The sequence below is a fragment of the uncultured Limnohabitans sp. genome (genome assembly GCF_937889215.1).
Lineage (GTDB): Bacteria > Pseudomonadota > Gammaproteobacteria > Burkholderiales > Burkholderiaceae_C > Limnohabitans_A.
In genome coordinates, this window is the sequence record NZ_CALBEX010000592.1 from 1 (window position 1) to 2,360 (window position 2,360).

Annotated in this window: 2 protein-coding genes; both read right to left on the minus strand. The window is 64.6% G+C overall.

Going from position 1 to position 2,360, the window contains the following annotated elements; all coding sequences use genetic code 11:
• On the minus strand, nucleotides 1-2,146 hold a 2,146-nt coding region (locus Q0341_RS14860; protein WP_299514917.1), incomplete at its 3' end, for a circularly permuted type 2 ATP-grasp protein.
• Nucleotides 2,147-2,160: 14 nt separating this feature from the next.
• The coding region (locus Q0341_RS14865) for a transglutaminase family protein (protein WP_299514920.1) at nucleotides 2,161-2,360 on the minus strand (200 nt) is incomplete at its 5' end.

Below are 2,360 nucleotides of genomic sequence, written 5' to 3' on the forward strand. Positions count from 1 at the left end.
GGTAGGGGGGCGTTGGGTTCGGGGTTGCGGTCTCTGGGCTGACGCGTTGGGGTGCGAGTTCAAAAAATCGGGATTCGGCTTGCTCCAACAAGCGCCAGTGTTCGGGCGAGAGGCGTTCGCGCACCGAGGCGGCGGCCAAGCGCACCGAGCGCAAATTGAAACCCACGCTGGTGGCCAGGCTTTGGTCCCACAGGCCAGCGATCAGGGCGCGCTCAAACACGCGTCGCGTTTGCGCAGCTGCCGGTACGCCGGCCGGCACCATGCCGTGGCGCTGGGCCATGCGGGTGATGAAGTTCAGCAGGCACGGCAGGTTCTGGTTCTCGCTGCCCAAAATTTCCAGGCTCAGGCGTACCAAGCGCAAGGTGTTTTCGGTGCGCTCGGTGTAGCGGCCCATCCAAAACAGGTTTTCGGCGGCACGGCTGGTGACCAGGTGCTGGCGCTGGGCTGGCGCATGGATGGCCTGCAAGCTGGTGATGGGCAAATGTGCTGTGGCAGGGGACTGAATTTGAGCTTGCGACTGAGACTGAGACTGAGACTGAGACGGTTCGGCAGAAGTGGCGTTGGCGGCCGTGGCAGCCGTGTTCGAAGGGCGTGGCGTTGGGCTTTGGACCCACACATCGGCGCTGCTGCCACCGCGCTGCATCGAGGCGATGCCTTCTTGGGTGCCCAGCCTGGCCAGGCCGCCGGGCAAGACTTGCCAGCCGCCGTGTGCATCGGCCACCGCGAACACGCGCAGCACCACTGGGCGTGACTGGATGCTGGCCGGTCCTGGCGTGCCGTTTGGGTTCTGGTTGCCCGGTTGCCAAGTGGGTTGGTGCGACAGTGGCAGCCATGACTGCAAGGTGTAGGCGTCGGGGTCGCGCAAGATGCGGCCGGCCCATTCGTCTTGCTCGCTGCGCGACAGGGTGTGGCCCAGCACGGGTTCAAAGCTGTGGCGGTCTGTGTTGTAGGGGTAGGTGGGTTTGATCACGCATTGTTGGATGCGCGGCAACACGTCTTGCAGCGCCGCCGACTCGCCGCACCACCAACTGGGGATGGCGGGCAGTTGCAGTTCTTGGCCCAGCAGGTCACGCGCGAGGGCGGGCATGAAACCCAGCAACGCGTTGGATTCCAAAAAGCCCGAGCCCGGGGTGTTGGCCACCAGCACATGGCCGCTGCGCACCGCTTGCAGCAGGCCGGGCACGCCCAGCGTCGAGTCGGCGCGCAATTCCAGGGGGTCCAGCCAATCGTCGTCCACCCGCTTGAGCAGGCCGTGCACCGGTTGCAGACCTTGCAAGGTTTTGAGGTAAAGCTTTTGGTCGCGCACGGTCAGGTCGTTGCCTTGCACCAAGCTCAAGCCCAGGTAACGGGCCAGGTAGGCGTGCTCGAAATAGGTTTCGTTGTAGGGCCCGGGTGTGAGCAGGGCAATGTGCGCCGAAGCGCCCGCTGGGCTGCGGGCCTTGATGCTGTCGATCAGCGTGCGGTAGGTTTCGGCCAGGCGCTGCACCGGCAGGGCTTCGAAGGCTTTGGGGAACAAGCGCGAAACTATTTGTCGGTTTTCCAGCAAATAGCCCAGCCCTGAGGGGGCTTGGGTGCGTTGCGACAAGAGCCACCAAAAGCCATATGGGCCGCGGGCCAAGTCAAACGCGGCCAGCGACAAATAGCGCCCCCCCACAGGGGGCACGCCGTGCATGGCCGGGATGTAAGCCGGGTGGCCTTGCACCAGGGCGGCGGGCAATTGGCCTTGCAGCACCAGTTGTTGTGGGCCGTAGGCGTCGGCCATGATGCGTTCGAGCAGCTGCATGCGCTGAAGCACCCCGGCTTGGATTTGTTGCCAATTGGCTTCGGGCACCATGAGCGGAAACAAGTCCAGCGACCAGGGTCGCTGCGGTTGGTCGGCCGAGGCATACACGTTGTAGGTGATGCCGTTGTCGCGCACTTGGCGCTGCAAGTTCGCCATGCGGGTGCTCAGACCAGCCAAGCCTTCGTGGTCCAGGCTTTGGATGAACGATTGCCAAGGCGCACTGAAGTGCGCGTCAGCGGGTGCGTGGGTGGCCCCGCGCAATTCGTCCCAGTGCCCTTTGGGCGCAGCTGCAGCCTGTTGCGACCAGTGTTTCAGGGCTGGCGCTGCCAGTGGGGTGACGGGGTTGGGCGGAGACGCGGTCATGCAAACATTGTCGCTCAAGCCTTGCGCAAATCGAGGGTGTACGGAAACTCCGCACTGGCGTGCAGCGTGGTGTTGGGGCCGAGCGCTGCCAGTGGCTTCATCGCGCCGGGCGTGTGGCCCATGCGGAAGAAGCGGGCCATGCGGCGGCTTTCGGCCTCGTAGGCGTTGACTGGAAAGGTGTCGTAATTGCGGCCGCCCGGGTGGACCACATGGT